The 25,920-nt window shown below is 70.0% G+C and carries 25 protein-coding genes, 2 tRNA genes and 1 pseudogene; 15 read left to right on the top strand and 13 right to left on the bottom strand.

The annotated features are described in order from the left end of the window. The first annotated feature begins 6 nt into the window (after positions 1-6). Positions 7-495, top strand: coding sequence for a YajQ family cyclic di-GMP-binding protein (locus KIP79_RS36750; protein ID WP_214109606.1), 489 nt, complete (start codon positions 7-9; stop codon positions 493-495). Positions 496-567: 72 nt separating this feature from the next. Here the strand turns inward: KIP79_RS36750 and KIP79_RS36745 are convergent, their stop codons facing one another. Both KIP79_RS36745 and KIP79_RS36740 read right to left on the bottom strand, forming a co-directional pair. After that, the gene (locus KIP79_RS36745) at positions 568-1,179 is read right to left on the bottom strand and encodes a hypothetical protein (protein ID WP_214109605.1); all 612 of its coding nucleotides are present in this window, start codon (positions 1,177-1,179) and stop codon (positions 568-570) included. A gap of 113 nt (positions 1,180-1,292) precedes the next feature. Next, entirely contained in the window at positions 1,293-1,799 is a 507-nt protein-coding gene (locus KIP79_RS36740; RefSeq protein ID WP_214109604.1) for a GrpB family protein, read from the bottom strand. 194 nt (positions 1,800-1,993) lie between these two features. Here KIP79_RS36740 and KIP79_RS36735 point away from each other — a divergent pair, with 194 nt between their 5' ends. Then, a complete protein-coding gene (locus KIP79_RS36735) occupies positions 1,994-5,239 on the top strand; it encodes an ATP-binding protein (RefSeq protein ID WP_250214434.1) in 3,246 nt (1,081 codons plus the stop codon). Here the strand turns inward: KIP79_RS36735 and KIP79_RS36730 are convergent. Continuing rightward, positions 5,209-5,850: a hemerythrin domain-containing protein gene (locus KIP79_RS36730; protein WP_214109602.1), complete on the bottom strand. Its 642-nt coding sequence runs from the start codon at positions 5,848-5,850 to the stop codon at positions 5,209-5,211. The genes KIP79_RS36735 and KIP79_RS36730 overlap by 31 nt on opposite strands. Positions 5,851-5,976: 126 nt before the next feature. On the opposite strand from KIP79_RS36730, the gene KIP79_RS36725 reads away from it, so the two are divergent. From KIP79_RS36725 to KIP79_RS36680, 10 genes are all read left to right on the top strand, one after another. Next, positions 5,977-6,186: a transposase gene (locus tag KIP79_RS36725; RefSeq protein WP_214109601.1), complete on the top strand. Its 210-nt coding sequence runs from the start codon at positions 5,977-5,979 to the stop codon at positions 6,184-6,186. Positions 6,187-6,254: 68 nt separating this feature from the next. Beyond that, positions 6,255-6,683: a hypothetical protein gene (locus KIP79_RS36720; RefSeq protein WP_214109600.1), complete on the top strand. Its 429-nt coding sequence runs from the start codon at positions 6,255-6,257 to the stop codon at positions 6,681-6,683. A gap of 95 nt (positions 6,684-6,778) precedes the next feature. After that, positions 6,779-6,851: transfer RNA gene (locus KIP79_RS36715), tRNA-Thr, on the top strand. A 196-nt stretch (positions 6,852-7,047) separates the two neighbouring features. Next, positions 7,048-7,121, top strand: a tRNA-Met gene (locus tag KIP79_RS36710). 79 nt (positions 7,122-7,200) lie between these two features. Continuing rightward, positions 7,201-7,365 (top strand): 50S ribosomal protein L33, encoded by a 165-nt coding sequence (gene rpmG, locus KIP79_RS36705; RefSeq protein WP_036325591.1) that lies wholly within the window; start codon positions 7,201-7,203, stop codon positions 7,363-7,365. 155 nt (positions 7,366-7,520) lie between these two features. Then, positions 7,521-7,970 (top strand): MaoC family dehydratase N-terminal domain-containing protein, encoded by a 450-nt coding sequence (locus KIP79_RS36700; protein WP_214109599.1) that lies wholly within the window; start codon positions 7,521-7,523, stop codon positions 7,968-7,970. A 3-nt stretch (positions 7,971-7,973) separates the two neighbouring features. After that, on the top strand, positions 7,974-8,402 hold the full coding sequence (locus KIP79_RS36695; protein ID WP_214109598.1) for a MaoC family dehydratase: 429 nt from the start codon (positions 7,974-7,976) through the stop codon (positions 8,400-8,402). A gap of 41 nt (positions 8,403-8,443) precedes the next feature. Beyond that, positions 8,444-9,577 carry a CysS/YqeB C-terminal domain-containing protein gene (locus tag KIP79_RS36690; RefSeq protein WP_214109597.1) on the top strand — a complete coding sequence of 378 codons (1,134 nt, stop codon included), beginning with the start codon at positions 8,444-8,446 and terminating at the stop codon, positions 9,575-9,577. A 10-nt stretch (positions 9,578-9,587) separates the two neighbouring features. Then, complete coding sequence (locus tag KIP79_RS36685) at positions 9,588-10,628, top strand: UDP-N-acetylmuramate dehydrogenase (protein ID WP_214109596.1); 1,041 nt, start codon at positions 9,588-9,590, stop codon at positions 10,626-10,628. Positions 10,629-10,936: 308 nt separating this feature from the next. Then, positions 10,937-11,503: a TMEM165/GDT1 family protein gene (locus KIP79_RS36680; RefSeq protein WP_214109595.1), complete on the top strand. Its 567-nt coding sequence runs from the start codon at positions 10,937-10,939 to the stop codon at positions 11,501-11,503. On the opposite strand, the gene KIP79_RS49825 is transcribed toward KIP79_RS36680, so the two are convergent. After that, positions 11,500-14,370: an ATP-binding protein gene (locus tag KIP79_RS49825; protein WP_214109594.1), complete on the bottom strand. Its 2,871-nt coding sequence runs from the start codon at positions 14,368-14,370 to the stop codon at positions 11,500-11,502. The genes KIP79_RS36680 and KIP79_RS49825 overlap by 4 nt on opposite strands. Before the next feature lie 111 nt (positions 14,371-14,481). Continuing rightward, positions 14,482-14,649: a hypothetical protein gene (locus tag KIP79_RS36670; RefSeq protein WP_214109593.1), complete on the bottom strand. Its 168-nt coding sequence runs from the start codon at positions 14,647-14,649 to the stop codon at positions 14,482-14,484. A gap of 261 nt (positions 14,650-14,910) precedes the next feature. On the opposite strand from KIP79_RS36670, the gene deoC reads away from it, so the two are divergent. From deoC to KIP79_RS36655, 3 genes are read left to right on the top strand one after another with little or no spacing between them, the layout of a single operon-like run. Next, positions 14,911-15,852, top strand: coding sequence for a deoxyribose-phosphate aldolase (deoC, locus tag KIP79_RS36665; RefSeq protein ID WP_214109592.1), 942 nt, complete (start codon positions 14,911-14,913; stop codon positions 15,850-15,852). A gap of 5 nt (positions 15,853-15,857) precedes the next feature. After that, a complete protein-coding gene (locus tag KIP79_RS36660; protein ID WP_214109591.1) occupies positions 15,858-17,279 on the top strand; it encodes an aldehyde dehydrogenase family protein in 1,422 nt (473 codons plus the stop codon). Then, the gene (locus KIP79_RS36655; protein WP_214109590.1) at positions 17,251-18,156 is read left to right on the top strand and encodes an aldehyde dehydrogenase family protein; all 906 of its coding nucleotides are present in this window, start codon (positions 17,251-17,253) and stop codon (positions 18,154-18,156) included. Before KIP79_RS36660 ends, KIP79_RS36655 begins: the two co-directional genes overlap by 29 nt. Positions 18,157-18,186: 30 nt before the next feature. On the opposite strand, the gene KIP79_RS36650 is transcribed toward KIP79_RS36655, so the two are convergent. The 8 genes and pseudogenes from KIP79_RS36650 to KIP79_RS36615 form a co-directional block, all read right to left on the bottom strand. Further along, positions 18,187-18,366 carry a type II toxin-antitoxin system antitoxin gene (locus tag KIP79_RS36650; protein ID WP_214109589.1) on the bottom strand — a complete coding sequence of 60 codons (180 nt, stop codon included), beginning with the start codon at positions 18,364-18,366 and terminating at the stop codon, positions 18,187-18,189. Position 18,367: 1 nt separating this feature from the next. Next, positions 18,368-19,222, bottom strand: a complete 855-nt coding sequence (locus tag KIP79_RS36645; protein WP_214109588.1) for an SPFH domain-containing protein — start codon at positions 19,220-19,222, stop codon at positions 18,368-18,370. 38 nt (positions 19,223-19,260) lie between these two features. Then, on the bottom strand, positions 19,261-19,551 hold the full coding sequence (locus tag KIP79_RS36640; protein WP_214109587.1) for a hypothetical protein: 291 nt from the start codon (positions 19,549-19,551) through the stop codon (positions 19,261-19,263). A gap of 172 nt (positions 19,552-19,723) precedes the next feature. After that, positions 19,724-20,743: an SCO4651 family lipoprotein gene (locus tag KIP79_RS36635; RefSeq protein ID WP_504742724.1), complete on the bottom strand. Its 1,020-nt coding sequence runs from the start codon at positions 20,741-20,743 to the stop codon at positions 19,724-19,726. A gap of 261 nt (positions 20,744-21,004) precedes the next feature. Next, entirely contained in the window at positions 21,005-23,383 is a 2,379-nt protein-coding gene (gene hrpB, locus KIP79_RS36630; protein ID WP_214109585.1) for an ATP-dependent helicase HrpB, read from the bottom strand. A 1-nt stretch (position 23,384) separates the two neighbouring features. Beyond that, positions 23,385-24,413: pseudogene (rho, locus tag KIP79_RS36625) on the bottom strand (transcription termination factor Rho); the annotation flags it as partial. A gap of 259 nt (positions 24,414-24,672) precedes the next feature. Further along, positions 24,673-25,251: an LURP-one-related family protein gene (locus KIP79_RS36620; protein ID WP_214109583.1), complete on the bottom strand. Its 579-nt coding sequence runs from the start codon at positions 25,249-25,251 to the stop codon at positions 24,673-24,675. Between the two features lie 42 nt (positions 25,252-25,293). Beyond that, positions 25,294-25,893: a TetR/AcrR family transcriptional regulator gene (locus tag KIP79_RS36615; protein WP_214109582.1), complete on the bottom strand. Its 600-nt coding sequence runs from the start codon at positions 25,891-25,893 to the stop codon at positions 25,294-25,296. Positions 25,894-25,920: the final 27 nt, after the last annotated feature.

Below are 25,920 nucleotides of genomic sequence, written 5' to 3'. Positions count from 1 at the left end.
ACAGCGATGGCCGACAGCAGTTTTGACGTGGTTTCGGAGATCGACCGGCAGGAGGTCGACAACGCCCTGAACCAGACGGTGAAGGAGATCGGACACCGCTTCGACTTCAAGGGCACGGGCGCCGGCATCGAGTGGTCGGGCAAGAGCATCGAGATCAAGGCGAACTCCGAGGAGCGCGCGAACGCCGTCCTCGACGTCTTCAAGGAGAAGCTCGTCAAGCGCGGCCTCTCTCTCAAGGTCCTCGACGCGGGCGAACCGAAGCTGTCCGGCAAGGAGTACCGGATGGCCATCGCCCTCAAGGAGGGCATCGACCAGGAGAACGCCAAAAAGATCTCCAAGCTCATCCGCGAGGAAGGTCCCAAGGGCGTCAAGGCCCAGATCCAGGGCGAGGAACTCCGCGTCAGCTCCAAAAAGAAGGACGAACTCCAGGAGGTCATCGCCCTCCTCAAGGGCAAGGACCTCGACATCGCCCTCCAGTTCAAGAACTACCGCTGAACTCGCGGTTCCCGCTCTCACAGGCACCCCAGCCGGGCACATGAACGACTCATGTGCCCGGCTGCCCTGTTTTCAGTCCATCCAGTGGAACCAGGCGTCGTAGACGCGGTACGGGTGGTCGCCGAGGTTGGTTTGCAGGGTGTGGGCTGGGGCGATGGGGGTGCTGAGGGTGGGGAGGTCGAGGAGGGTGATGTTGAGGTGGGTCAGGGCTTGGTGGAGTTGGCGGAGCTCTTCTTGCCAGCCGGGGATGGGTGGGGTGGCCACCGCTTCCAGGTGAGGGAGGCCGCGACCGCCGGTGCCGTCGGGGCGGGTGGTGCGGTTGTCCAGGTCGTGCAGGGCCGCGAAGGGGGCCAGGCGGGAGATGGTGAGGGGGAGGTAGGTGGTGGTGGTGCTGTCGGCGGACACTTCGCGGGCGGAGCCGTCGCGTTTGGTCAGGCAGAGTTCGACGAAGGACGCGTAACCGGAGCCGTAGCTGTCGAAGACGGAGTGGTCGACCGTCAGGAGGGGGAGGCGGTTGAGCTCGGCCTGGACGTACTTGAGGAAGTTGTTCACCGTGGTGTGGTCACCGGAGTAGGCGCCGGTAGGGACGGCGATCTCGTCGCGTACGGCTTTCGCGATGGTCGCCGGGTCCCGGGCAAGGGCTAACTGGTCGTCGTCCCCCATTGCGTGGCCTCCCTTGGTCATGGCTTCAAGGGTGCCGCATTTTCAGGGTGGGGTAGTGAGTACGTCCCCTGGGCAATCCGCGCATCGGCCGCCGTACTCGAATCGGTATAAGCGTACGGCGACCGGTCGCGGGATCAATTGATCGCGGGGAAACGGCTGAGGATGGTGTCCAGGCAGGTGAGGAAGTCGGTTTTGGCTTCGTTGTAGGTGGTGGGATCGCCGTTGGAGAGGGTTTGGAGGAGGCGTTTCATGTGGGAGTAGGAGAGGGCCAGGTCGTGGTTGGCCAGGAGTTGGGCGCGGAAGTGGCGTTCATGGCTGGTGCGCCATTGTTCGTCGTTGACGATGTGGATGTGGAGGTCGGGGTTTCCCGACGAGGTCCAGCGGCGGTAGAAGACGCGGTCGTCGAGTTCGGCGATGGCGAGTTTCTTGAGGCCCATGTCGATGATGACCTGGTCGACCTTGTCGCGGGTGTCGTACGGGACCCGGATCATGATGTCGAGCACGGGTTTGGCGTAGATTCCTGGCACCAGACGGCTGCCGACCGGCTCTATGTCGACGTCGAGTCCGGCGAGTTCCGTACGGAGCCGGTCGTGGATTTCGCGGTAGAGGTCCTCCCATTCGGTGGAGTATTCGGTGAGCACGACCTCATATTCATGTCGCGTTTTGTTAGGCACTTTTCCCCCATATAAACCGAAATATCAATTCGACGCGTATCATCTCCTGATAAATCGGGACGGGGCAAGCGAGATGCCGGAAAAGGTAGGGCCCACTGTCCCCACACGCCCCGCAGACCTATGCTTCTCCCACGATGGTGCGTATACGTGTTTTGGGGCAGTTGACGGCCGAAGTGGGGGATCGCCAGGTTGACCTGGGGACCTCGCTCCAGCGTGCCGTGGTGGCGCGCCTGGTGGCCGCGGGCGGCCACATCGTCTCCACCGACCGGTTCATCGACGACCTCTGGCATGCCCAGCCCCCGCCCAAGGCCCTCGCCGCCCTCCAGGTCTACGTCTCCAACCTCCGCCGCATCCTGGAACCGGCCCGCGCCCCGCGCACCCCGGCCACCATTCTGGTCAGCGCCCCGCCGGGCTACCGCCTCCAGCTCCACCCGGAGGACGTCGACGCCTGGCACCTGCCCCGCCTCGTCGAGGAGGCCGCCCGCGCCCTGAACGCCGGCGAACCGGCCACCGCGATCGACCGCGTGGACCAGGCCCTGGCCCTGTGGACCGGCATCGCGTACGCCGAGTTCGCCGACGAGGAGTGGGCCCGCGCCGAGGCCGTCCAGCTGGAGGAGCTGAAGCTGGCCGCCGTCGAGTACCGCGCCGAGGCGAACCTGGCCCTGGGCCGCCACGCTGCCGCCGTACCGGACCTGGAACGGCACGTGACCGCGCACCCGCACCGGGAGAACGCCGTACGGCTGCTGGCCCTGTCCTACTACCGGGCCGGACGGCAGGGCGACGCGCTGGCCGCCATCCGCCGGACCCGCGAGATCCTCGCCGAGGAGCTGGGCGTCGACCCGGGACCGGCGCTGCGCACCCTCGAAACCGACATCCTCGCCCAGACCGAGACGCTGCAGCCGGTTCCGCCCCCGCTCCAGCCGGCCCTGCCCACACCGCCGCCCCCGGCCACCGGCCTGGTCGGGCGGACCACAGAGCTGGCCCGGCTGGCCGCCGCGGCCGCCGCGGCGCGGGGCGGCTTCCGGGTGGCCTGGCTGGGCGGGGACGCCGGGGCGGGCAAGACCACGCTGGCCGAGGCGCTGGCCAGGACCCTGGCCGAGCAGGGCTGGACGACGGCCGTGGGCCGCTGCCCGGAGACCCTCGGCGGGGTGCCCCCGGCGTGGGCGTGGACCGAGGTGCTCCGCCAGCTCTTCCCGGTACGCGAGCCGAGCCCCGAGGTGGCGGCCAGGCTGGCCCCGCTGCTCTCCCAGGATGCCGCGCCGGACGGGCAGTTCTGGCTGGCCAGGGCGGTGGGCGACTTCCTTGAGCAGGTGCCGGGGCCACTGCTGGTGGTGCTGGAGGACGTGCACCGCGCCGACGACGAGACCCTGCACCTGCTCCGCCACCTGGCCGCCCGGCTGACCGGCACCCCGGCGCTGGTGCTGCTCACCCACCGCCCGGCCGAGACCGGCGCCGACCTGATGGCCACCGGCGCGGCCCTGGCCGTACAGACGGCGGAGAACCTGACCCTGGACGGGCTGAAAGTGGCGGACGTGGCCACCCTGGTCCGGGAACGTTCCGGGGTCGCGGTGAACGAGGCCACCATCGCGGCCATCGCCGAACGCACCGGCGGCAACCCGTTTTTCGTCAGTGAGACGGCGCGGCTGCTGGGCGCCGAGGGCGTCGCGGCGGCCTACCGGCTGCCCCCGGGCGTGCGGGATGTGATCAGGCGGCGGCTGGCCCGGCTGCCGGCGACCGCCCAGACCACGCTGCGCAACGCCGCCCTGCTCGGCCGGGACGCCGACACCGACGTACTGGTCGCCCTGCCGGACGCGGACGAGGACACCGTGCTGGACGGCCTGGAGGCGGGCGTGCTCGCCGGCCTGCTCACCGAGCCCGTCCCCGGCATGGTCAGGTTCGCGCACGTCCTGGTCCGGGAGACTCTCTACGAGGACATCCCCCGGCTGCGCCGCACCCGCCTGCACGAGAAGGTCCTCACCGCCCTGGAGTCGGTACGGCCAGGCGACGTGACCGCCCTCGCCCACCACGCCCTGGCCGCGGCCACCGCCACCACCGCCACCCGGGCCGTCGAGTACGCCGTGCGCGCCGCCACCCGAGCCTCCAGCCTGTACGCGCACCGCGAGGCGGTCACCCTGCTGAAGGGGGCCCTGGCCGCCCTGGACCTGGCGGCCGAGCCGCACCACGAGCTCCGGCTGGACGTGCTCTGCCGCCTGGTCTCGGCGCTGGCGCACGCCGGAGACGTGGTCGCCGCGCTGCCGTTGCGTGCCGAGGCGGTGGCCGTGGCGCGGCGGCTGGCCGATCCGGCGGCGCTGGGCCGCGCGGCGGCCTGCCTGGACGCCCCGCTGCTCTGGACGATCCGCCGGAGCGCACCCCAGGATCAGGAGATGCTGGGGGCGATCAGGGAGGCCATCCCGGCGGCGGATCCCGCCCTGCGCGGGCGGCTGCTGGTCGCGCTCTGCCACGAACTGGAGGGCCACAGCCGGGAGGAGATCGAGCAGGCCGCCAGGGAGGCGCTGGCGATCGCCCGCGAGCTGGACGACCCCCAACTGCACTGCATGGCGCTGAACGGGCTGTACTGGGTGCTCACCTATCCGCGCCGCCGGGACGAGCTGGTCGCCGCGGGACAGGACATGCTCACGGTGGCGGAACGGGCCGGTCTGCCCGGCTACCAGGCCTTCGGCCACTACCTCATGATCATGGTTGCGCTGGGCCGGGGCGACCGGGCGCGTGCCCGCTGGCACGCCGACCAGGCCACCCGGCTCTCCACGACCGGCCAGCTCGGCGAGATGCTGGTGATCGTTGCCATCCTGGACGCGCTCGACCACTACCTCGCGGGCGACTTCCCCGCCGCGGAGGCGGCCTTCCTGGTGATCTCCGACCGGATGTCCGAGGCGGGCAGCCCCAACGCCGACCTGTTCAGTTTGGTCGCCCGGTTCGTCATCGGGCTGCTCACCGGGCGCGCGGAGGAAGTGCTGGACGAGCTGGAGCAGACCTGGCGCGTCCTCGGGGGCGATTTCATGGAGTTCTACTCGCGGGCCCTGGTCGCGGCGGGGCGGCGGGCCGAGGCGCGGGCCGTCTGGCGGCCGGACGTGTGGCCCGAGCACGGCGTCTACTGGCTGTTCGTCACGGTGCTGCGGGCCGAGACCGCGATGGCACTCGGCGACCGGACGGTGGCCGCCGAGTGCTACCGGGAGCTGAGCCTCGCGGCAGGGGAGTTCGCGGGCCTGCACAGCGGGTCGATGACGCTCGGCCCGGTGGACCTGACGCTGGGGGAGCTCGCCAGGTCCCTGGGCGAGCCCGGCGCGGACCGGCACTTCGCCGACGCCGTCGCGGTGGCCGAACGCCTGGGCTCGGCGTACTGGGTGGCACGGGTGCGTCAGGCGGCGGAGCCGAAGAGCAGGCGCTGACGGCGGCGGTGGCCGGGGCGGATCAGGGCCAGCATCAGGGTGAGCATCGGCCCGGCCTTGGCCCGCAGGAAGGCACGCTCCTCGGGGGTCGTGTACTCGGAGACCCAGGCCAGCTCGAACCGGACGTCGCCGCCCTTGCGGAACTTCTTCTCCGTCTGCTCCCATTCCTCCCCGGTCACGTACTTCTGGATGACAGGGAAGATCCGCCGCTCCTCTTCCTCGATGTGCTCGTCGAGCAGGTCGGAGAGTTTCCGTACGGCACTGGCCAGCGCGCCCGGCTGACCGGTGCCGTTCGCGAACGCGTCGGCGGCGGCGACCATCTCGGCGAGCAGCGGGTCGAGCACCGAGTGGTCCTCGGAGAGGTCGGCGAGGTCCACGGCGGCGCCGGCCGAGCGCTCCAGGAGCGGCCAGACGATCTCGTCCTCGCGGGTGTGGTGCACGTGGATGGCGTGTCTGACCTGGCCGATGTACGCGGCGAGCGCGGCGGCCCTGGCCGGGGTGAACGTGGTCTGGCCGGTGCTGGCGGCCTCGGTGAGGGCGACCAGGCGGTGCAGGTCGCCCCGCATGGCGCGGTGAATGATCCGGATACCGGTGAGATCGGGTTTCGTCATGGCCCCAGCGTGCGACTGCCCGCTTAAGGTCGACCTAGGGTTGACTTGGGGCCGTTCCGGTATGAAACGCGAGTGGCGGGTGTCGCTACCCGAAATTGACGGTGCTGGACGCTATTTTGTCGAGCTATGGACAGGCGATGGGTGGGGCCGGACGGTCTGGAGATCGTGCCCGCGACACTCGGCGGGCGCCAGGTGCTGCGGGTTCGGCGGCACGGGCGGCTGATCGCCGACTGTTTCTCGGTGGAGGCGGTGGCGCGGCACGTGGACCTCGCCGACCTCTGCGAGGTCATCGCGCTGCCCCGGCGCGCCGCGAGCCAGGTGGCGGCCTTTTCCTGACCGTCCCATAAGCGCCACTGTTACGTGGATGCCGGGAATCCGCAGGCCAGGCCATCTAACGTCAGGTTATGCGCCTGTTCATCGTGCTCGCCGTCGCATCCCTGGCCGCCGCCTGTAGCTCGTCCCCGCCAGCCGGTACGGGTTCCCCGGGTACGGCTCCGGCCTCCGTCGCCCCGGTCTACGTGTTCAACTTCTACGCCGCCGAGCACGGCAAGCCCGACCAGCACCCGGCCGACCTGGTGGTCTCCGAGTTCACCTCGCTCAAGGGGATCACCTGGCGCACCTGGGGGCCGGACACCGCCGTCGGCGCCGGCAAGCTGAGCGGCAGTTGGTGCCTGCCCGCCTGCCTGGACCGGCCCTATGACGCGACCGTGACACTCAGCTCGGTCAAGACCGCGCAGGGGCAGGCGTACTTCTCCAAGTACGAGATCGACGCCGACGTGGCGGCCGCTGAGCAGGGGAGTGCCGACCTCAACGGCACCTTGCAGACCCCGTGACCGCCGCCGCCGGCGGGGCGGGATTTGATTTCGCATCCGCAGCGGCGTGCGTGTATGGTTACACCTGTCCGCAGCGCGCGAGCGCGGCGGGAGCCGCCCCTATAGCTCAGTCGGCAGAGCGTCTCCATGGTAAGGAGAAGGTCAACGGTTCGATTCCGTTTGGGGGCTCTCAGCCATCAAGTCCTGTCCGAGTAATTCGGGTGGGGCTTTTGGCTTGGCGGGCGGTAGTTTCCCGCCGAAAGTGATTTGGGGGCTTCGGTGAAAGTCGTGGGTTCCCGATCTCGATCATCGCGATGCACGCGTGTGCGTGACTGTCGTGCCAGTCGGGTATCCTTGCGTGGCCGGTGAGTTTTGTCGGTCGCCAGGCGGAGTAGCTCAGTCAGGCAGAGCAAACGGCTCATAATCGTTGTGTCGCCGGTTCAAGTCCGGCCTCCGCTACTACCCTGCCGGGTCCCCCTTCAAAAGGAGCCCGGCGCGGGTTCGTCCAGTAGTCCCAGTCGTAGAAAGGCACTCCCACGTGGCTGCCACAGACGTTAGGCCGAAGATCACGTTGGCCTGCCAGGAGTGCAAGCACCGCAACTACATCACGCGGAAGAACCGGCGTAACGACCCGGATCGGCTTGAGCTGAAGAAGTACTGCCCGAACTGCAAGACGCACCGGGCGCACCGCGAGACCCGCTAGCCTGACTCGCTAGCCCGCCATACGGTCCATCGCGGGCCCATCCGGGTTTCATCATGGGCCCGCTCGGAGCGTGATCGTACCCGCATGCGACAACCGAAGGTTGTTCTGTTAATGTCGGCCTGGTCACCCTCTGCACCCGAAGGAGCGCGGGACCGATGGCTTTGAATCGTGATTTCGTGGGGCGGGCGTATCCGTCGCCTGCTCCCTACGAGGTCAGTCGCGTGAAGATCAAGGAGTTCGCGGCCGCGATCGGCGACGACAACCCGGTCTACCGTGACCGGGAAGCCGCGGTCGCCGCCGGGCACCCCGATGTGGTGGCTCCGCCGACCTTCCCGATCGTCTTCACGCTCGCCGGGGCGAGCGAGGCCCTGTCCGACCCCGAGTTCGGGCTCAACTTCGCCATGGTCGTCCACGGTGAGCAGCGTTTCTCCTACCAGCGCCCGATCTACGCGGGCGACCAGTTGGTGGCCACCGCGACCATCGCGGAGATCCGCAGCGTCGGCCGCAACGAGTTCCTGACCATCCGGAGTGACGTGGCCACCGCGGCCGGGGAGCCGGTCTGCACCACGTACCAGGTTCTGGTCGAGCGCGGAGGGGCGGCGTAGGCGATGGCGGCGACGGTCAAGTACGACGAGGTCGAGGTCGGCCAGGAGATCCCGGCCGTGGAGTACCAGGTGCGCCGGGTCGACCTGGTCATGTATGCCGGGGCTTCCGGCGACTTCAACCAGATTCACTGGAACGAGCGGTTCGCGCGCTCGGTCGGCCTGCCCGATGTGATCGCGCACGGCATGTTCACCATGGCCGAGGGCGGCCGGTTCGTCACCGACTGGGCGGGAGACCCGGCCGCGGTGGTCGACTACGGGGTGCGTTTCTCCTCCATGGTGGTCGTTCCGGACGACGAGCAGGGCGCGACGCTGGTGGTCAGCGGCCTGGTGGAGGAGAAGCTGGAGGACAAGCGGGTCGTGGTGGCGCTCACCGCGAGGTCCGGCGACTCCCGGGTGCTCTCCAAGGCCCGGGCGACCGTGCAGCTCTCCTGAGCCGGCGATAGTTTCCGATCTGGCTGGGTAGCGTCAGCTATGTGACGCTACCTCCACCTGACGTTGTCGAGCTGGCCGAACGGCGGGCGCGGGCGCGTACCGACCGGGATTTCGCCGGTGCCGACGCGCTCCGCGAGGAGATCACGGCGGCCGGGTGGATCGTCCGCGACACGCCCGGGGGCGGTTTCGAGCTGACCGCCAAACCGCCGTTCGAGGTGTGGCCGACCGTGGCGTCCATCCCGGTGTCGGCCGTGTTGGTGGACATCTCCCATCCGCACTCCCCGCCGGGGGAGGCGCCGACCGGCGCGGCGGCGGCCATTATGGACGACCCGACTGCCCCGGGCGGAATGATCGAGACCGCACTGACTCCAGCGGGCACCCCGTCCATGATCGCCTCCCAGCTGCTCTGGGACGGCAGCAGCGCCACCTCCCGCATCGATGAGTTGATCGCGGAACACCAGGAGCCGCAGGTCGAGGTCCCGGAGTTCTCGGTCTCGGCCGGCCTGGTGGTGGACGGCTGGCCGGACGATCTGCGCGCCTGCGTGGAGGCGCTGATGGTGCACACCACAGCCCGGGTGATCGCGCTGGACCTGGGCGACGTGGACGGCGCCGGCCGGGTGCTGCACGAACTGGCGGAGCGGTACCCGGACCGGATCAGTGAGTGGCACGTGGCCGAGAAACCCCACTGGCGGGGCGGTTCCGCCGGATGGGGCGCGGCCAGGAGCAAGCTCCTCCACCTGGACGACGCCGAAATGCACGTGGTCATGGAGACCTCGACGATCGTGGAAGGCGACGCGATCACGCCGCTGGTGACCGCGCTCCAGGCCGACGGGGTGGCCGCGGCCGGCTGGCGGGGCGCCAACCCGGCCGGGGACGGCCACCAGTGGGAGGACGCCGGGCCCGGCGAGGTGACCGCGCTGCTGGGCTACCTGTTCGCGGTCCGCCGCGCGACGGCGCTGGGCGCGGGCGGCTTCCCCGAACGGGCGCGCTTCTACCGCAACGCCGACCTGGAGTTCTCGCTCAGCCTGCCCGGCCGCCTGATCGTCCCCGAGAAGGACCTGCCCGTACGGCAGGAGCGCCACCGGGGCTACTACGACGTCGACGCGGCCTACCGGGACAAGGAATCCCGCCGCACCTACGAGCGGGTGCTCAAACGCCTGCGCGCCACTCCGTAGTATCGCCGGTATGTCTGACCGTCTCGCCGGGGTACCGCTCGCCCCCCACACCACGTTGCGGCTCGGTGGCCCAGCCCTGGCCTTCGCCGAGGCCACCTCCACCGAAGAGCTGGTCGAGCTCGTGACCGGGGCGGACCAGGCCGGGGAGCCGGTGCTGGTGCTCGGGGGCGGCAGCAACCTCGTGGTCGGTGACGACGGCTTTCCCGGGCTGGTGGTCAAGGTGGCCACCCTGGGGGTCGAGGTCGCGCCGGGCGGGCGGGTGACCGTGCAGGCCGGGGAGGACTGGGACGCGCTGGTGGCCCGGTCGGTGGCCGAAGGGTGGTCGGGGCTGGAGTGCCTGTCCGGCATTCCGGGCCTGGTGGGGTCCACGCCGATCCAGAACGTGGGCGCGTACGGGCAGGAGGTGGCCCAGACGGTCGCCTCGGTGCGGGTCTTCGACCGGGTGACCCGGGAGGTGGCCGAACTGCCCGCGGAGGAGTGCGGCTTCGCGTACCGGGACAGCGCCTTCAAGAAGGACCCCGGTCGGCATGTAGTCCTCGCCGTCACCTATGAGCTGAAAAATTCGGAAATGTCGGGACAGGTGGCGTACCAGGAGCTGGCCAACCTGCTGGACGTCCCGCTCGGTTCCCGGGTGCCGCTGGCGGAGGCCCGCGCGGCGGTGCTCCAGCTGCGCCGGGGCAAGGGCATGGTCCTGGACCCGGAAGACCCCGACACCATCAGCGCCGGTTCGTTCTTCACCAACCCCATCCTGACCCCCCGCCAGGCCGCCGAGCTGGCCGACCGCGCCCCCGGCCACCCAAAATGGGAAATGTCCGATCAAAGGGTGAAGGTTCCGGCGGCTTGGCTGATCGAGCACGCCGGCTTCCCGAAGGGCTACGCGCGCGGCCCGGTGCGCATCTCCACCAAGCACACCCTGGCCCTCACCAACCCGACCGGCACCGCCTCCGCCGCCGACCTGCTCGCCCTGGCCCGCGAGGTCCGCGACGGCGTGGCCGAGGCTTTCGGCGTCACCCTGGTCAACGAGCCGGTCATGGTCGGAGTGCGCCTCTGAGCATGCGCTACCCTGGTCAGGACACATCAATGAGAAATGCGTCCCATAGACAGCCGCATGGCCGCCTACCAAGGCACTCGCCGCTGCGGCTGCCCAGGTCACGCATTTCTCATTGAACCCGAAGGGGAGTAGTCCCGAATCCGGAGATCGACACACTGACGCGTTCAGGCGCGTCCGGTCCCGGAGCCCTTGCGGCGGACGAGACCTTCGGTCCGACAGCGATGCCTGCTGCCGGGCCGAACGTCCTGCCCCGGGGCCTCTCGGGCGGAGTGCGGCCCGGTCGCCGGTGACTGGAAAGGCGACCCCCTTTGGAAGCGTTCTGGATCTCCCTGGCCGTCATCTTCGTGGCCGAACTCGGCGACAAGAGCCAGCTCATGGCCCTGACCTTCGCCACCCGCTACCGAGCGCTCCCGGTGCTGGCCGGGATCACCATCGCCACCACCCTGGTGCACCTGATCAGCGTGGGCATCGGCGACCTGATCGGCGACGCACTGCCCACCACGGCCATCTCGATCATCGCCGGTCTGGCCTTCCTCGGCTTCGCCCTCTGGACCCTCCGCGGCGACGCGCTCACCGAGGAGGAGGCCGCCAAGGCCAACCGCGCCACCAAATCCGTGCTGATGGCGGTCACCGTGGCGTTCTTCCTCAGCGAGCTGGGCGACAAGACCATGCTGGCCACCATCACGCTGGCCACCCAGCACGGCTGGCTGGGCACCTGGATCGGCTCCACGGTGGGCATGGTCGCGGCCGACGCGCTGGCCATCATGGTGGGCCGCCTGCTCGGCGCCAACCTCCCGGAAAAGGTGGTGCGGTACGGCGCCGCCGCCGCGTTCGCCGTCTTCGGCGTCATCCTGATCGCCGACGCGCTGATCTAGGCGAGCAGCGCCAGCCGGTGCGCGGCGGCGGTGGCCTCGCCCCGGGTGGAGACGCCCAGCTTGGCCAGGATGTTGGAGACGTGCACGCTGGCCGTCTTCACCGAGATGACCAGCTCGGCGGCGATCTCCCGGTTCGAGCGCCCCTCCGCCACCAGCCGGAGCACCTCCAGCTCGCGCGGGGTGAGCAGGGTCACCCCGTCCGGGGTCTCGGTCGCCGCCGGGGCCAGCGACAGGCCGCCGCGCCTGGCGGTCGCCTCCACCCTGGTGAGCAGCGGCACGGCCCCCAGCTCCTCGGCCAGCTTCCTGGCCTCCCGCAGCCACTCGGCCACCTGTTCCCGCTCGCCGCCGTTGATCGCCGCGTGCAGCAGGGCCTTGCTCCGGGCGTACGGGCGGGTGAGGCGGCGCCAGTCCTCGGCGGCGGCGGCGAACTCGCCCCGGCACTCCAGCCGGAACGCCTCGCTCACCGGGCCGTGCGTGTTCATGGTGGCGGCCAGCTCGTAGGCGCGGGCGCGGAGCTGGTGGGCGCGGTCCCTGGCGACCGGCTCGGCGGCGTCGCAGACCCGTTGGATCTGGGCGAGCAGCCGCCAGCCGAGCATGGCCTTACGCGACCAGGGCGGGTTGACCAGCGCCTGCTCCGCCTTGTCCAGGGCGGTGAGCGGGTCGCCGGCCAGCAGGTGCCAGGTGAGGATCAGCCAGGTGTTGTGGGTCCACTCCTGGGTCCACTCCTCGCGCCGCTCGGAGAAGGCGCCGACCTCCACCAGGTCGGCCTTGGCCGCCTCGGTCTCGCCCCTGGCCATCTGGATCATGGCCCGGGTGCGGGTCAGGTGCCAGCGGTTGCGGACGGAGGGGCCCATGGCCATCGCGTGCCTGATGACGGCGAGCGCCTCGTCCCACCGGCCCAGCGACTCCAGCGCCTCGGCGTGGTTGTTGGCGATGAACACGCCGTGCTCCCGGTAGCGGCCGAACTCCTTGGCCAGCTTCTCGCCGTCGACGGCCAGCGCGGCGGCCTCCGCGGAGCGGCCCAGGTTCTCCAGCGCGTCCACGTTGTTGGCCAGGGCGCGCAGCGCCACCCGGCCGGAATTGCGGCGGATGGCGATGTCGTGGGCGCGGGTGTTGGTGCGGAGGGTGGCCTCCAGGTCGCCGGAGATGGAGTGGCCGAGCGCCAGGTTGATCAGCAGGTCGGCCTCCTGGCACTCGTCGCCCAGGGCGCGGGCGATGCGCAGCGCCTCCTGGGTGACGGCGGTGCCCTCCACCACGTGGTCGCCGAGCATCAGCAGGGTGCCCAGCCGGGACAGCACCCAGGCCCGGGTCTCGGAGGGCAGCGGGACCAGCCGCTCGGCCTCGCGCAGGTGGTCGATGGCCCCCTGCTTGCCCTTCTGGATCTTGCAGTTGGCCAGCCGGACCAGCAGCTCGGCCACCCGCTCCGGCTCGACCGCCTCGTCCAGCTCCGCCAGCGCGCCCTTGACGAACTTCATGCAGCGGTCCACCTCCGCGCTGGCGTAGGCGGCCTCGGAGGCGCGCTCCAGCACGGTGGTGTGGTCGGCGTCGATCCGGGCGGCCGCGTCGGGCACCTTGTCCCAGAGGGTGAGCACCCGTTCCAGCAGTTGGATCTGCTCGGTGTAGGCGAAGGCGTTGGCCGCCTTGCCGGACGCCTCCCAGGCCGAGACCAGCGCCCACAGGTCGTTCCTGGCGGAGAACCAGTGGTGGGCGATCTCGATGGGGGCCCGGCCGGGCGGGACCAGGGCGCGGTCGCGGTCGATCTCCTCGGCGTACCGGGCGTGCAGCCGGGCGTGCTCGCCGGGGAGCAGCTCGTCGTGCACGGCCTCCCGGATCAGGGCGTGGCGGAAGGCGTACGCGCCGCCTTCGGCGACCTGCATGACGTTGCCGGCCACGGCGGGGCGCAGGGCGTTCTCCAGGTCGACGTCGGACAGGCCGCTGACCGCCGCGAGCAGCGCGTGACCGACCCGGATGCCGCCGGCCGCGGCGATGCGGAGCACCCGCTGGGTCTCCTCGGGCAGCCGTTCCACCGAGCCCAGGATCAGGTCCTGCAACGACTCCGGGACCGAGCAGTCGCCGTCGGTGGCGAGCATGGCCTCCACGAACAGCGGGATGCCCTCGGTACGCTCGAAGACCGTGCCCACCCGGGCGAACTCGGGGGTGGCGCCGAGGATGGCGGTCATCTGCTCGGCCACCTCGTCCTGGGTGAACCGGGGCACCTCCACCCGGACCACGCCGTCCACCCTGGACAACTCGGCCAGCACCGGCCGGAGCGGGTGGGTGCGGTTCAGCTCGTCGGAGCGGTAGGTGAGGACCATCAGCAGCGGGATGGCGCGCAGGTTCCGGCTGAGGAAGGCGATCAGGTCGCGGCTGGACCGGTCGGCCCAGTGGATGTCCTCGATGACCAGGATCACCGGCTGCCGCTCGGCCAGCCGTTCCAGCAGGGTGAGGACCTGTTCGAAGAGCCGGGCCCTGGCCGTCTCGGTCTCGGTGTCGCCGCTCGGCTCGCCGAACTCGGGCAGCAGCCGGGCCAGGTCGCGGGCGGCGCCCTCCGGCAGCAGCGCGGCGATCTCGACCGCGCTCATCTCCCGGACCAGCTGCCGCAGTACGGCGGTGAACGGCGCGTACGCCAGGCCCTCCGTGGAGAGCTCCACGCAGCCGCCCACGATCACGTGGGCGCCGTTCTGCGCGGCCTGCTCGGCGAAGCGGGTGACCAGCCGGGTCTTGCCGACGCCGGCCTCGCCGCCGAGCAGCACGGCGGTGGCGGCCTGTTTCCGCGCCTGGTCGTAGATCTCGGAGAGCAGCGTCAGTTCCGTCGCCCTTCCCACGAAGACAGGGCTGACCGCACGACCCACCATGTCGTCCAGCATGTCATGCCCCCTATGAACTAATCGCCCCGTTTTTTGTGAGCTGGTCAGGCTACGGGGGGTGTTCGCATGCCCGGCCGGGAGGGAGGTTCCGGCCGGGCATGCAGGGCGGCGTCATGAGGCGCGGAGCTTGCCGAAGCTGGCGCGGGCGCTGCGCTCGCCGCTGCGCTGCTTGGCCTTCTTGGCCGCCTGGGCCTCGCGCGCGCGCCGGTGGCTGGTGGCCTCGCGCTGGAGCTCCGCCACTCGGTTGATGATCAGCTGGTAGTGCAGTTCGGGTCCCATGTCGGGTTCTCCTCGTTTGTTCGTTTCCTTACACACTCAAGGTTCGGTCTAAGGCCCCTACCGCCACATGAGGCGGATGCCTTATCTCCTGGAGAACCTTCGGCCTACGACCGCCTTAGACCGGTCTGGAACCTAAGGCGGTGTCTTAGACCGGGACGGAACGGCCTGGAACCGACCCCCGTGAGATGTGCCAAAGATTCGAGATCAGGATCGGCGGAACCCGGTTTGGACTCATTACCCCTGGTCGGGGATGCTGGTCAGGTGTCAACCACGACAAGCATCGACGTAGCGTCGTCCAACGCGACCCTGCGAGCCTTCCTCCACGGGCTGCCGGGCGTGGACCGGGTGGGCGCCGACGGGCGGGCGGCCATGCTGGGCACCCGTTCCATCAAGACCACCGCCAAGCGACAGGCCATCGACCTGGCCATCTCCATGGTGGACCTGACCACCCTGGAGGGCGCCGACACGCCGGGCAAGGTGCGCGCGATGTGCGCCAAGGCCGTCCACCCCGATCCGGCCAACCCGGACGTGCCGAAGGTGGCCGCGGTCTGCGTCTACCCCGATCTGGTGGCGGAAGCCGTACCGGCGGTGCGCGGGTCGGGGGTGAAGGTGGCCAGCGTGGCCACCGCGTTCCCCAGCGGGCGGTCGTCGCTGGAGGTCAAGGTGACCGACACCGCGCTGGCCGTGGCCGCCGGGGCCGACGAGGTCGACATGGTGATCGACCGGGGGGCCTTCCTGGCGGGGGACTACCTGAAGGTGTACGAGGAGATCGTCGCCATCAAGGCGGCCTGCGGCCCGGCCCACCTGAAGGTGATCCTGGAGACCGGTGAGCTGTCCACCTACGACAACGTGCGGCGGGCCTCCTGGCTGGCCATGCTGGCCGGGGGCGACTTCATCAAGACCTCCACCGGCAAGGTGCAGCCCGCGGCCACGCTCCCGGTGACGCTGGTCATGCTGGAGGCGGTCCGCGACTTCCTGGCCGCCACCGGGCGGAAGGTGGGCGTCAAACCGGCCGGGGGCATCCGCACCACCAAGGACGCGATCAAGATGCTGGTGCTGGTCAACGAGACCGTCGGGGACGGCTGGCTGCACCCCGACTGGTTCCGGCTCGGCGCCTCCTCGGTGCTGAACGACCTGCTCATGCAGCGGCAGAAGCAGGACACCGGCCGGTACTCCGGCCCCGACTACTTCACCCTGGACTGATACTGATGATGTTCGAGTACGCACCGGCGCCCGAGTCCCGGGACATCGTCGACATCAGGTCGTCCTACGGAATGTTCGTGGACGGCGACTTCGTGGACGGTACGGGCCCGTCGTTCAAGACGATCAACCCGGCCACCGAGGAGCCGCTGGCGGAGATCGCCGGCGCCTCCGCCGAGGACGTGGACCGGGCCGTACAGGCCGCGCGTAAGGCCTTCGCCGTCTGGTCGGCGATGCCCGGCGCGGAGCGGGCCAAGTACCTGTTCAGGATCGCCAGGATCATCCAGGAACGAGCCCGCGAGCTGGCCGTGCTGGAGTCGCTGGACAACGGCAAGCCGATCCGCGAGTCCAGGGACGTGGACCTGCCGCTGGTCGCCGCGCACTTCTTCTACTACGCCGGCTGGGCCGACAAGCTGGAGTACGCCGGGTACGGCACCCGCCCGATCGGCGTGGCCGGCCAGGTCATCCCGTGGAACTTCCCGCTGCTCATGCTGGCCTGGAAGGTCGCTCCCGCGCTGGCCTGCGGCAACACCGTGGTGCTCAAACCCGCCGAGACCACCCCGCTGACCGCGCTGCTGTTCGCCGAGATCTGCCGGCAGGCCGACCTGCCGCCCGGCGTGGTCAACATCGTCACCGGGGCCGGGGACGTCGGCGCGGCCGTGGTCGCCCACCCCGACGTGAACAAGGTCGCCTTCACCGGTTCCACCGAGGTCGGCCGCCTGATCGCCAGGAACGTGGCGGGAACCGCGAAGAAGCTCACCCTGGAGCTGGGCGGCAAGGCCGCCAACATCGTGTACGCGGACGCCGCCATCGACCAGGCGGTGGAGGGCATCGTCAACGGGATCTTCTTCAACCAGGGGCACGTCTGCTGCGCGGGCTCCCGGCTGCTGGTCCAGGAGTCGGTCGCCGGCGAGCTGCTGGAGTCGCTGAAGCGGCGGCTCGGCACCCTCCGGCTGGGCGACCCGCTGGACAAGAACACCGACATCGGCGCGATCAACTCGGCCGCCCAGCTGGCCAAGATCCGCGAACTCTCCGAGATCGGGGACCAGGAGGGCGCCGAGCGCTGGTCGCCGCCCTGCGCGATCCCCGAGCGGGGGTACTGGTTCCCGCCCACCGTCTTCACCGGGGTGGCGCAGTCGCACCGGATCGCCCGGGAGGAGATCTTCGGCCCGGTGCTGTCGGTGCTGACCTTCCGCACCCCCGAGGAGGCCGTGCAGAAGGCCAACAACACGCCGTACGGTCTGTCGGCCGGGGTGTGGACGGAGAAGGCGTCGCTGATGTTGTGGACGGCCGACCGGCTCCGGGCCGGGGTGGTCTGGTCCAACACGTTCAACCGGTTCGACCCTGCCTCGCCGTTCGGCGGGTACAAGGAGTCGGGGTACGGCCGCGAGGGTGGCCGCCATGGTCTGGAGGCCTACCTTGCCACGTGACGCGCGTGAGTCGGTCGAGCGGCTGGCCGTTCGCAAGACGTACAAACTGTTCATCGGCGGGGCGTTTCCCCGGTCGGAGAGCGGAAGGTCCTACGCTGTGACCTCCTCCAAGGGCGAGTTCCTGGCCAACGCCTCCAAGGCGTCGCGGAAGGACGCCAGGGACGCGGTCGTCGCCGCGCGCAAGGCGTTCGGCGGATGGTCGGGGGCCACCGCGTACAACCGGGGGCAGGTGATCTACCGGATCGCCGAGATGCTGGAGGGCCGCCGGGCCCAGTTCGCGGCCGAGCTGGTCGCCGCCGACGGGGTGTCGGCCAAGAAGGCCGGGGAACTGGTGGACGCGGCCGTGGACCGGCTGGTCTGGTACGCGGGCTGGTCGGACAAGATCAGCGCCATTCGCGGGTCGGCCAACCCGGTGGCCGGGCCCTACTTCAACCTGTCCTCGACCGAGCCGACCGGGGTGGTGGCGGTCGTCGCGCCGCCGATGGGGCCGCTGCTCGGGCTGGTCAGCGTGGTCGTGCCGGTGATCGTCACCGGCAACACCTGCGTGGTGGTGGCCTCCGGGCGGGCGCCGCTGCCGTCCGTCACGCTGGCCGAGGTGCTGGCCACCTCGGACCTGCCCGGCGGGGTGGTCAACATCCTCACCGGGGACGCGGCGGAGCTGGCGCCCTGGCTGGCCGGGCACATGGACGTCAACGGCATCGACCTCACCGGGGCCGCGCCGGAACTGGCGGTGGCCTGCGAGCAACTGGCCGCCGAGAACCTCAAGCGGGTGATCCGGCCCCCGGACGGCGAGATCGACTGGCTGGCCGACCCGGGCACGGGACGGATGACAGCCTTCCTGGAGACCAAGACCGTCTGGCACCCCATCGGGGTCTGATGGTCCGATCAGACCCCGACCGGGGGTGACTCACTCCTCAGCACTCGGCTTGGTCGTCCGGCCGACCTGCTTGAGGGCCAGGCGGAGGGCGAACTCGATCTGGGAGTTGATGCTGCGCAGCTCGTCCGCCGCCCACTTGGCGATGGCCTCGTGGACGGCGGGATCGAGGCGGACCAGCACTTTCTTCGGTTCTCGCCGGGTTTCCGACATGTCAGGCGTACAGGCTGCCGGTGTTCACCACCGGCTGGGTCGCCCGGTCGCCGCAGAGCACGACCAGGAGGTTGGAGACCATGGCGGCACGGCGCTCCTCGTCCAGGTCGACCACGTGCTCCTCGCTGAGCCGGGCCAGGGCCAGCTGGACCATGCCGACCGCGCCTTCCACGATCTGCCGCCGGGCGGCGACCACCTGGGCGGCCTGCTGCCGGACCAGCATGGCCTGGGCGATCTCCGGCGCGTACGCCAGGTGGGTGATGCGGGCTTCCATGACCTCGATCCCGGCAAGCCCGGTGCGCTCCCGCAGCTCCAGGGTGAGCTCCTCGGCGATGGTGGCGCCGTCGCGCAGGCTGGTGCGACCCTCGATGTGCGAGTCGTACGGATGGGTGGTGGCCAGGTGGCGGACGGCGGCCTCGGACTGGATCGCCACATACTGCTCGTAGTCATCCACCGAGAAAATGGCCTTGGCGGTCTCGACCACGCGGTACACGACCACGGCGGCGATCTCGACCGGGTTTCCGTCGGCGTCGTTCACCTTCAGCTTCGCGGTCTCGAAGTTGCGCACCCGGAGCGTGACCCGGCGGCGGAGGGTCAGCGGGACCAGCCACTGGAAGCCCGGGTCCTTGATCGAGCCGATGTAGCGGCCGAAGAACTGGGCGACCTTGGCCTCGTTCGGGTTGACCACGGTGAAGCCGCTGGCCAGCACGCCCACCAGGATCACCGCGATGGTGCCGATCACGATGGTCTGCACCACGCTGCCGGCCGCGAGCGGGATCAGGATCGCGGCCGCCTGGATCAGGATGAGCGCCAGCACCATCACGAAACCGTTGGTCCGGAACGCCTGTCGTTCCATGGCCCCTCCATTGCTATTGAAGTGATATCACCACGGTATCACTCCTTTGGGGCGTTGGTGCGGGTGAAAAGTTCGGCCACCGTGACGCGGTAGTGGTAGCGGCTGGTCGCGCCGGTGATCATGGTGAGCCACATGTCCTCGTTGATGCGGTAGACCACCCGCTCCTTCTCGGTCACGGGGTGCTTGGGGGCGTGGCGCATCGCCAGCTCGTACGCGATGGACCTGGCCTCCTCCCGGCCACCCTTGACCTGGTAGATGTCCGATATCTGCCACTCTTTCCGATCAAGTCGGCCGATGTTCTCTTCGATAAGGACGCGCCAGTCATTCATGCGGCCGATCATGCCGGTCCGGCGGGCGGCGGGTGAAGGTGAGGAGGCCAAACGAGGTGAAGGCGCGCCCCCGGGTGTGGAGGGCGCGCCTTCTTTTGGTGGGGTTTCCTGGATGGCCTGTTCGCCGGTCACCAGGACCGGTCGCGATCACGGTCACCTGACCGGTGGTCGGTCAGCTGCCCGACCACTTTTCGAGTAGGTGTGGATCGAGTTGCTTGGTCTGGTTCGGCGGCGGTGCCGACACCGTGACCGGCTGGTTGTAGTTGGTCACCGTGGAGGTGATGTCCAGCTTGGTCTTGGCGTCCGGCTCGCTCCGGTACTGGGACTTGCGGACCAGGCTGTCCTTGTTGTCGACCCAGATGTCGAACAGCAGGTTGCTCGGCGTGCGACCGGCCCCGGGGCTCGTGGTCTCCCCGCCCGGCGACCTGTGGTGCGGGGAGGTCATCGGCGACGGGCTGGTCATCCCGCCGGTCGTGCCCCCCAGCGCCGCCCGGGCCTTGGCGGCATCGTAGGTCCCCGTGTAGTGCGTGGTCTTGATGCCGTTCACGCTCTCCTCGCCGACCTTCTTGACGTCCTGGTACGCGTCGACCACCCCCTTGATCGTGGCGGGGTCGTTGATCTTGCCGTGGACGAGGCTGGCGATCATCCGGCCGTTCGGGCCGGGCAGCTGGTCGACCCCGATCTTGAACCACGGCGTCTTCGGGTCGGTCTTCACCAGTCCGTCGGTGTTCGCGTAGATGACGTTGTTGTCGAGGATCAGGTGGGGCTTGTTTGGTTTGGCCTCACCGTTCACGTTCAGGTCGCTGATCCTGGCGTCCATCTTCACGCTGGGCTTGCTCTGGGCCGAATAGCGGCCACTGCCCGTGGACCCGCCGCAGACGAAGTCGAAGTGTCCGGCCGAGCTGGAAGTCTGTGCCGTCTTGGTCAGTGCCTTGTGAAGGGCGGTCGTCGGATCCACCATCGTGGGCGAGGGTGACCCGGTAGCGGTTGGACTGCCCGGCGGCGTCACCGCCGGCAGGTTCTCCTCCGCCGGTGTTTCCGGCGGATCCTGATCGGTGTGGCTGGGTGCGTGTTGGTCGGAGTCCGGCGGATTGGGCGCCAATGGGGTCGCCCATGCGGTGCCTACGCCAATGCCTGCCGCCAGCACGGTGACCGTACTGAGAACGGCGAGCTGAAGACGAGCCTGTCCCATGTGTCCCCCTGGTCCAGCGATGTTGCCCTGCAGAACCGTTATGCACCACTTTCACCCGAAAAATCCCAATCTGCCCAACCCCAAATCTTCCCCCACCCATCCCTTTACCAATCCCTCACTCCCTAGCCCAACCCTTGACCAACCCCCACAACCGCCCACCCAGCACCTCCGACGACCCCTGCCGCACCTCCCGTCTCTCCGGCATCGAGGATGGTTAGCCGGTGACAGCCTCCCCCGCAGGATCCTTTGACTGAGGTGGCGTTAGCGGCGTGGGTTGGTGCGGCTGGTTGGGGTGGCCGTCAGTGGGTCTTCGGGCCAGGGGTGCCGGGGGTAGCGGCCACGCAGCTCGGCGCGTACCTGGGGGTAGGCCGTTCGCCAGAACGACGGCAGGTCGGTGGTGATGGCCGTTGCGCGTCCGGCGGGGGAGAGTAGGTGGATGGTCAGGGGGACGCCGGCCACTGTGGGGGTTGCCGTCCAGCCGAAGAGTTCCTGGAGTTTGGCTGCGAGTACGGGTGGGTCGGTGGAGTAGTCGATTCTGATCTGGGATCCGCTGGGGATTCTGATCCGTTCGGGGGCGATGTAGTCAAGGCGTGCGGACCAGGGGAGCAGGCGCTTCAGGGCGGCGTGTACGTCGATGCGGGTGAAGTCGTCGCGGCGGCGTATCTGGGAGAGTTCGGGTTCCAGCCAGGTTTCCGCGTTGGTGATGAGGGACGTGTCGTCGGTGGCGGGCCAGGGTGCGCCGAGGGTGCGATGGCAGAAGGCCATGCGGTGGCGGAGCGCGGTCGCTTCCGGGGTCCAGCGCAGCAGGGTCAGACCCTCGTCGGTGAGTGCCTGGTGGACGGCGGGGCGGAGGTCGGCGCCGGGTAGGGGAGTTGAGGTGAGTTCGATGGCCCCGAGTCGGGTGATCCGGCGCGCCACGATCTCACCGCGCCGCCAGCCGATCTCGTCTTCGGTGGTGAGGAGGGAACCGGCGGCCAGGCGCGCCAGCTCCTCGTCGATGGCCACGGCTTGGCGGATTCGTGCCGACGCACGGCCTGGCGGGCGGTCCGCATTGGCGATCGCCAGCCACTCGGCCCCGGCCAGCCGTGGCCCGCCCTCGGCCGCCGTCCCCGAGGCCATCACGAACTCCTGCCCGCGCCGCCGTGCCACCCGTTCGGGAAAGGCCAGCGCCACGACCATCCCGACCGCGAAATCGTCGCCGTCAGCTGCGGCGGCGGAGCCGGACGGCGCTCGTGTGGTCAGGCGGCGGGTCTCCTGACGCCATCGCGCGGCGCCGGGATGGCGGCCGTCGCGGAGGGCGCGCAGGGTGGTGACCAGGTCCTCGCCGGGGAGCGCGGGGTCGGCGAGCAGGGTGACGATCTCGGCGGCGCGGGCGGGGCCGAGCCGTGGGGTGCTGTCGAGCAGGGCGCGGGCGAGGCGGGGATGCACGCCGAGCGTGGTCATGGTGCGGCCGCGCGCGGTGAGCCGGGTCCCGTCGAGGGCGCCCAGGCTGTGCAGGGTTTCCTGGGCGGCGGCCAGGGCTCCCGGCGGCGGGGGGTCGAGCAGGGCCAGGCCGGTGGCGTCCGGGCTTCCCCAGTGCGCGATCTGGAGGGCGAAGTCGGTGAGGTCGGCGGTGGCGATCTCGGGCTGGGGGTAGGCGGCGAGGCGGTCGTGTTCGGCGGCGGACCAGCACCGGTAGGCGATTCCGGGGGCTTCGCGCGCGGCCCGCCCGGCCCGCTGGGTGGCCGACGCCTTCGACACCCGTACGGTCACCAGGGACCCCAGGCCCCGGGCGTGGTCCATCCGGGGTTCCCTGGAAAGCCCGGAATCCACCACCACCCGTACGCCGGGAATGGTCAGACTCGACTCGGCGACAGCGGTCGCCAGGATGACCCGGCGCTCGGGCCCGGGCGTCAGTACGGCGTCCTGCTGGTCGGCGGACGCCTGCCCGTGCACCTGAAGCACCCGCACGTCCCCTGGCAACCCGGACAGCAGACCGGCAACCGTGGCCAGCTCCCGCACACCGGGGAGGAAGCACAACACATCCCCCGAATGGCGCGCGAGCGCGAGCCGTACCACGGAAGAGATATGCCGGAGGATCTCCGTACCGGCCGGAGTCCAGATGATCTCGACCGGGTGCCGGATGCCGGTCGCCTCGACGACGGGCGCGTCGCCGAGCAGGCGGGACCAGCGGGCCGCGTCGGCGGTCGCGGAGGCGGCCAGCAGGCGCAGTTCGGGCCGGATGGTGGCGCGCACGTCGAGCAGGAAGGCGAGGGCGGTGTCCGCGTCCAGATGACGTTCGTGGCATTCGTCCATCAGCACGACGTCGACCCCGGCCAGTTCGGGATCGCGGTGCAGCCGCTGGAGCAGGACGCCGGTGGTGACCACCTCGACCACGGTCTCCGGGCCGGCCTGGCGGTCGCCGCGCACCGTGTACCCGACCCGCGCGCCCACCTTCTCCCCCAGTGACCAGGCCATCCGCCGTGCGGCGGCGCGGGCCGCGATGCGCCGTGGCTCGGCCACCAGGACCCGCCGCCCACCTTCGGCGAGCGCGAGCGGCACCACGGTCGTCTTGCCGGTGCCCGGCGGCGCGGTGAGCACGGCCGCGCCCGACTCCAGCGCCGTCAGCAGCCGCGGCAGCACCTCATGGACCGGGAGCATGTCAGGCGGCGGCGTTGAGGGAGAGCAGGAGTTCGGCGTTGGAGGAGGTCTCCTTCAGCCGGGTGAGGAAGGGTTCGTACGTCTCGGGCGCGTGCAACGCCCGCCGGAGCTTGTGCACCAGGGTGAGCTCGGCGGGATCGAGCAGCAGCTCCTCCCGCCGGGTGCCGGAGGCGGTGACGTCCACGGCGGGGAAGACGCGCCGCTCGGCCAGCGCCCGGGTGAGCTTGAGCTCCATGTTCCCGGTGCTCTTGAACTCCTCGAAGAGGTTGTCGTCCATCCGGGAGCCGGTCTCCACCAGCGCGGTGGCCAGGATCGTCAGCGACCCGGCCTCGCGCAGGTTCCTGGCCGCCCCCAGCAGCCGCTTCGGCGGATGGATGGCCCGCGCGTCGATCCCGCCGGTGAGCACCCGCCCGCCGCCGGTCTGGGCCATGTTGTACGCCCGCCCCAGCCGCGTGATCGAGTCCACCAGCATGACCACATCATGCCCGACCTCCACCAGCCGTTTGGCCCGCTCGACGGCGAGTTCGGTGACCGCGATGTGGTCGGCGGCGGGCCGGTCGAAGGTGGAGGCGATCACCTCACCCTGGACGGACTTCCGCATGTCGGTCACCTCCTCCGGCCGCTCGTCGACGAGCACGACCATCAGGTGCGCCTCGGGGTGGTTGGCGGTGACGGCGTTGGCGACGGCCTGGAGGAGCAGCGTCTTGCCGGCCTTGGGCGGGGCCACGATGAGCCCGCGCTGGCCTCTGCCGATGGGGGCGATCAGATCGAGCACCCGGGTGGCGAGCACCCCTCGAGTGGTTTCGAGGCGGAGTCGTTGGGTGGGATGTTCGGGGGTGAGTTTTGAGAATTCGGGCCGATCAGCGGGCGGCCCCTCGGTGACGGCGGTCAGCCGGCCGCCCTCGGCGGTGCCGGTGATCAGGTCACCGGTGCGCAGGCCCGCCAGCAGGTGCTTCGGGACGGTCACGTCGAAGGGACCGGGCAGGTAGCCGGAGGTTCTCAGGGTGGCGCCGTCGAGGATCCCGCTGACCTCGCGCACGGCGGTCGCCGGGCGTGTTCGGGTACGGGTCCGAGGCTCACCCAGCGGAGCTTGGGTAAGAGTCATGGTTGTCCTTGCGGATATGGGAAGTGTCAGGCGATCGCGCGCAGTGAAAGACACGCGGGCGGAGAAGGACACGCGAACAGTGGAGGACGCGCGACGATCTCGAAAGGCTTGCTCGGGCTGCGCCCCAGGATCGGGGCCAGAAGCAGACGAGCTACCTCGACGATAACACGTCCCGGAAGCGGAGTCAGCGTCCCTGAAGCGCGTCCAGCGCCACCGCCATGGCGATCACCAGCCGCCGGTCCAGCCGCGGGTCGTTGATCTCGATGGCGTACCGGTCCCGCAGCCCCCACCGCCGCTCCACCGAGAAGGCGATCGAGGCCCCGACGCTGAAGTCGAAGTGGTACGGCAGCCAGGAGAGCACGTCGGTGACCCGGCGCAGCAGGGCCACCCCGAGGTTGCGCTCCTGCCCGGTGTAGGTGGGCAGGCCAGGCTGCTGGAGGTGCCAGGTGGAGCGGAACAGCGACTTGCCGAACTCCTTGCGGAACAGGCCGAGCGGGGTGCCCGAGGCGTCCACCACGTCGTACCCGCTGGCCAGGTCGATCACCTTGCGGGCCTTGAACGCCGCCAGGGCTTCACCACGGGTCTCGTCGGTGTAGAAGGTGACCTGTTCCTTGAGGGCCAGCCTTTTCTGTTCGGCGAAGGCGACCATCGTGCCCTCGGAGCCGTCGGGCGCCACCGTGTGGACCGAATACCGGTTCACCATCATGGTGATCTGCTGGCGAAGGATCAGCCGCGTCTGCGTCTGGAGGGTCGCCGTGTCCACTATGGCCTCCGTAAAGAGCGTCAATGACACCCTATTACCCACTTAGCGCAGTGGAAGATCCCCGGTGAGAAAGCGCTGAATGGACGGCGCGACGCAGGCGACGAGCGACTGCCGGGAGAGCGCGGTCAGCACCTCGATCTGGATCACGTGGCGGGCGAAGGCCAGCCCCATGAGCTGGGAGGCGGCCAGCAGTGCCCGCTCCTCGGGGTGGTCGCCGCCCAGCCGCTTGACGAGCGGGAGCGCCAGCTCGTGGAGCATGAAGCCCTTCAGTATGGCGGCCGCGGCGGGAGAGGCGGCGACGGACGTCACCACCGCCCGGATGCGCGGGCCGATGGTCGGGTCCTCCCAGAGCGCCAGATAGCGGTCGGCCAGCCGCTCGCCCATGCTTTCCAAGGGGCCGTCCAGCGCCTCGGCGAGCTGCTGTACCGGCATGCCGCCGTGCCGGAGGGCGGCGTCGAAGAGCCCGTCCTTGCTGCTGAAGAAGTGCATGACCAGCGCGGGATCGACCTCGGCCGCCCGGGCCACGCCGCGGATGGTGGTCCCCGCGTAGCCGTGCTGGGTGAACGCCTCGATGGCCGCGTCGAGGATGGCCTCCCTGGTCTGCGGGGAGCCGGGGCGGCGCCCGCTCTTGATGTTCTCCATGCGGGCTATTCAACCATGATGAATTCA

The organism is Acrocarpospora catenulata, assembly GCF_018476525.1.
Classification (GTDB): domain Bacteria; phylum Actinomycetota; class Actinomycetes; order Streptosporangiales; family Streptosporangiaceae; genus Acrocarpospora; species Acrocarpospora catenulata.
Note: the sequence above shows the minus strand (reverse complement) of the source record. Positions and strands in the feature narration are given on the sequence as shown.

What these genes read in the sequence shown, in the direction of transcription:
- KIP79_RS36655 (WP_214109590.1), top strand. Translation starts at nt 17,251, where the DNA reads ATGGTCTGGAGGCCTACCTTGCCACGTGACGCGCGTGAGTCGGTCGAG.
- KIP79_RS36685 (WP_214109596.1), top strand. Translation starts at nt 9,588, where the DNA reads ATGTCTGACCGTCTCGCCGGGGTACCGCTCGCCCCCCACACCACGTTG.
- KIP79_RS36635 (WP_504742724.1), bottom strand. Translation starts at nt 20,743, where the DNA reads ATGGGACAGGCTCGTCTTCAGCTCGCCGTTCTCAGTACGGTCACCGTG.
- KIP79_RS36660 (WP_214109591.1), top strand. Translation starts at nt 15,858, where the DNA reads ATGATGTTCGAGTACGCACCGGCGCCCGAGTCCCGGGACATCGTCGAC.
- hrpB (WP_214109585.1), bottom strand. Translation starts at nt 23,383, where the DNA reads ATGCTCCCGGTCCATGAGGTGCTGCCGCGGCTGCTGACGGCGCTGGAG.
- KIP79_RS36615 (WP_214109582.1), bottom strand. Translation starts at nt 25,893, where the DNA reads ATGGAGAACATCAAGAGCGGGCGCCGCCCCGGCTCCCCGCAGACCAGG.
- KIP79_RS36720 (WP_214109600.1), top strand. Translation starts at nt 6,255, where the DNA reads ATGCGCCTGTTCATCGTGCTCGCCGTCGCATCCCTGGCCGCCGCCTGT.
- KIP79_RS36730 (WP_214109602.1), bottom strand. Translation starts at nt 5,850, where the DNA reads ATGACGAAACCCGATCTCACCGGTATCCGGATCATTCACCGCGCCATG.
- KIP79_RS49825 (WP_214109594.1), bottom strand. Translation starts at nt 14,370, where the DNA reads ATGCTGGACGACATGGTGGGTCGTGCGGTCAGCCCTGTCTTCGTGGGA.
- KIP79_RS36725 (WP_214109601.1), top strand. Translation starts at nt 5,977, where the DNA reads ATGGACAGGCGATGGGTGGGGCCGGACGGTCTGGAGATCGTGCCCGCG.
- KIP79_RS36650 (WP_214109589.1), bottom strand. Translation starts at nt 18,366, where the DNA reads ATGTCGGAAACCCGGCGAGAACCGAAGAAAGTGCTGGTCCGCCTCGAT.
- KIP79_RS36745 (WP_214109605.1), bottom strand. Translation starts at nt 1,179, where the DNA reads ATGACCAAGGGAGGCCACGCAATGGGGGACGACGACCAGTTAGCCCTT.
- KIP79_RS36700 (WP_214109599.1), top strand. Translation starts at nt 7,521, where the DNA reads ATGGCTTTGAATCGTGATTTCGTGGGGCGGGCGTATCCGTCGCCTGCT.
- KIP79_RS36645 (WP_214109588.1), bottom strand. Translation starts at nt 19,222, where the DNA reads ATGGAACGACAGGCGTTCCGGACCAACGGTTTCGTGATGGTGCTGGCG.
- KIP79_RS36750 (WP_214109606.1), top strand. Translation starts at nt 7, where the DNA reads ATGGCCGACAGCAGTTTTGACGTGGTTTCGGAGATCGACCGGCAGGAG.
- KIP79_RS36695 (WP_214109598.1), top strand. Translation starts at nt 7,974, where the DNA reads ATGGCGGCGACGGTCAAGTACGACGAGGTCGAGGTCGGCCAGGAGATC.
- KIP79_RS36670 (WP_214109593.1), bottom strand. Translation starts at nt 14,649, where the DNA reads ATGGGACCCGAACTGCACTACCAGCTGATCATCAACCGAGTGGCGGAG.
- KIP79_RS36640 (WP_214109587.1), bottom strand. Translation starts at nt 19,551, where the DNA reads ATGAATGACTGGCGCGTCCTTATCGAAGAGAACATCGGCCGACTTGAT.